General features: G+C 59.9%; 3 protein-coding genes. 1 reads left to right on the top strand and 2 read right to left on the bottom strand.

Annotation, left to right across the window (positions count from 1 at the left end; genetic code table 11):
* Positions 1-117: 117 nt before the first annotated feature.
* A complete protein-coding gene (locus ACE04F_RS13625) occupies positions 118-453 on the bottom strand; it encodes a hypothetical protein (protein WP_486107433.1) in 336 nt (111 codons plus the stop codon).
* A 248-nt stretch (positions 454-701) separates the two neighbouring features.
* Between ACE04F_RS13625 and ACE04F_RS13620 the strand changes: the two genes are divergently transcribed.
* On the top strand, positions 702-1,358 hold the full coding sequence (locus tag ACE04F_RS13620; RefSeq protein WP_486107431.1) for a polysaccharide lyase family 7 protein: 657 nt from the start codon (positions 702-704) through the stop codon (positions 1,356-1,358).
* A gap of 18 nt (positions 1,359-1,376) precedes the next feature.
* On the opposite strand, the gene ACE04F_RS13615 is transcribed toward ACE04F_RS13620, so the two are convergent.
* Complete coding sequence (locus tag ACE04F_RS13615; RefSeq protein WP_486107429.1) at positions 1,377-2,609, bottom strand: nucleoside permease; 1,233 nt, start codon at positions 2,607-2,609, stop codon at positions 1,377-1,379.
* Between the last annotated feature and the right edge of the window lie 157 nt (positions 2,610-2,766).

Genomic DNA, 2,766 nt, shown 5'->3' with positions numbered 1-2,766 from the left:
CCCGCTGGGCCGGTCCGACGCCTCGGGCGTAGCGGCCCTTGTTTTTGCGATTGCTCCCCCCCCCCCCCCCCCCCCCCCCCCCCCCCCCCCCGGGTCTGCGTACTGACCTGGTCGGTGTTACTGAACGTTCTTCAGCTTGACCACATCACCGGACACCGAAGTGGTATAGCCGGTCAGGACCCAGGCCCAGAACCAGTTTTCCTGGACTTGGGTGTTGATCATGGCGTCGCCGCCCTTGGCCTTGATCGCTGCGGTCTGGGCGCGCACGAAACGGTTGTTCTGGCGGATCGGGATCACGCCGAACAGCAACAGGCCGGTGGCCTTGGCTTCACTGTGGCCAACCACGGTGTATTGGCTGCTGTCGTATTGCTGGGTTTTCATCGGGGTGCCGGTGCAACCCGCCAAGGCCAGGCCGAACAGTGCGCAGGCGACAACTTTGCTGAATTGTTTCATTTGATGCTCCATGGGAAAACGCCCGGGATCCGTCTCTCGGGCGGCGCGTACTCTAACCGATCAGCAACAAAAAGACACAACGTCATCGCCCCCAAGTTACGGGCCTGAAAGGCTCATCGCAGAGCCATCCGTCAGCTGGGCCTCCAGCGAAGCAGACTCGCGTCGATAGCATGAAAACTGCGCCACGGAAGGCAATTCATTGTCTTGACGACCGCCAGATACGGCCGGTCCCGTTGGAGGGTTTCATCATGATTGACGTGACTGTCTGGAGCGTTACGCTGCCGGTGCAAACGCCCGCGCAGGTCGTGGCGACCAAAGCCATGCCGAGTTTGAACAACAAGTATTTCGACAATAACGGCCAGAGAATCATCTTCTGGGCGCCTGTCACCGGCTCCCATACCGGTAACAGCGATTACCCGCGTTCCGAACTGCGGGAAACCAGCACAGACGGAAAACATCGCAACTGGCGCTACAACAGCGGTACCAACACCCTCAAGGGAGAATTGTCGGTGAACCAGGTGCCTTCGGAAGGCCGTGTGGTGGTGGCGCAGATTCACGCCAAGGAGGCGCCGACGCCGCTGTTGAAACTGGTTTACCGCTACGAAAAAGGCGTCGGCAATATCGACGTGGAATACCGCTTCAAGCCCAAGGACAAAAAAAGCCCGGTGATCATGACCGTGCCCAAAGTGCCGCTGAACAAATCGTTCTCGTACACGCTGCAAATGGACAAGCAAGGCCAACTGTCGGTAATGATCGGCAACAATGGCACCCAGGTGAAGCTGGACAAGTCCTGGCAGGGCTACGATTTCTACTTCAAGGCCGGCGTCTACACCTTGGATAACAAGGGCAGCACCAGTGAAGGCGGGAAAGTGACCTACACCAAACTGAGCGCCAGCCACAAGTGACTGGCGTTCTTCCCCCACTCAAGCCTTGGACGGCGTCACCACCGCTTGCCGGCCGCTGAAGGTCAGCAAGAAGCAGACAAATACCAGCAGGGCAAAACCGGCCGGGAACAGCCAGATGCTTTTCCAGTCGTGGCCACCTTCCACCACAAAGTGATCGGTCACCTGCCCCGCCACCCAGAAACCGATCAACATGCCTACTCCGTACGTCGCCAGGGTAATCAGCCCCTGGGCCGAGCTGCGCAGGTGCGCGGGCGCCTTGGCGTCCGTGTAGATCTGCCCCGAGACAAAAAAGAAGTCGTAGCAGATGCCATGCAGCGCAATGCCAGTAAACAGCATGAACGCCAGCCCACCGTTGTCGCCGTAGGCGAACAGCACGTAGCGCAGCGCCCACGCCAGCATGCCCACCAACAGCGCCAGCTTGATACCGAAGCGCTGGATGAACAGCGGCAACAGCAGCATGAACAGCACTTCGGACACCTGCCCGATGGCCATTTTCGCCGTCGGGTTGGTCATGCCGGTTTCCGCCAGGAACGGGTTGGCGTTCTGGTAGTAGAACGCCAACGGAATGCAGATCAGGATCGAGGCGATGAAAAACACCAGGTAGCTGCGGTCCTTGAGCAGGCCTAACGCGTCGAGCCCCAGCGACTGCTTGACGGCGCCAGAGCTCGCCTGCGCCTTGAGCGGCGCGGTGCGCGGCAACGTTAAGCTGTAGAGCCCGAGGAGCAGCGAAGCGATGGCCGCCATCAGGAACGTATTGCGCAGGCCGCCGGCCGAGATCGCCTCGCGTGAGTCCCAGGCGAAGACAAAACTGATCACCACGCCGGCGACGATCCAGCCGACCGTACCCCAGACACGGATACGCGAGAACTCCAGCGCCGGATCGCGCATCTGCCGGAATGCCACGGAATTGACCAGTGCCAGGGTCGGCATGTAGATCACCATGTAGGCCAGCACATACGGATAGAACGCGTTGAAATCCACCGCCGAGTACAGCTGATACAACAACACCGCGCCCACCAGGTGCAGCACCGCCAGGATGCGCTCGGCGTTGAAGTAGCGATCGGCGATCAGGCCGATGACGAACGGCGCAATGATCGCGCCCCAGGATTGGGTGGCGAAGGCCATGCCGATCTGCCCTCCGCTGGCACTCAACGTAGTCGACAGGAACGTGCCGAGGGTGACGAACCAGCCGCCCCAGATAAAGAACTGCAGGAACATCATCACGCTCAGGCGTGCATTCATCGTGGTCATGGTAGTCACCGTTTTATTGTTGTTCTTGTTGAAACAAAGCCGTGCCCTGCTTTTGTGGCCCTGCCCTTGTGGATTGCTGGATTGCTGCTATGGATTGCTGCCATGGATTGCTCTTGTGGCGAGGGAGCTTGCTCCCGCTCGGCTGCGCAGCAGTCGT

Source organism: Pseudomonas sp. AGC41, from assembly GCF_057334555.1.
This window is presented reverse-complemented; position numbering and strand designations above follow the sequence as displayed.

Bases quoted from the DNA above. Each gene is read 5' to 3' on its own strand.
- ACE04F_RS13625 (WP_486107433.1), bottom strand. From the start codon at position 453: ATGAAACAATTCAGCAAAGTTGTCGCCTGCGCACTGTTCGGCCTGGCC.
- ACE04F_RS13620 (WP_486107431.1), top strand. From the start codon at position 702: ATGATTGACGTGACTGTCTGGAGCGTTACGCTGCCGGTGCAAACGCCC.
- ACE04F_RS13615 (WP_486107429.1), bottom strand. From the start codon at position 2,609: ATGACCACGATGAATGCACGCCTGAGCGTGATGATGTTCCTGCAGTTC.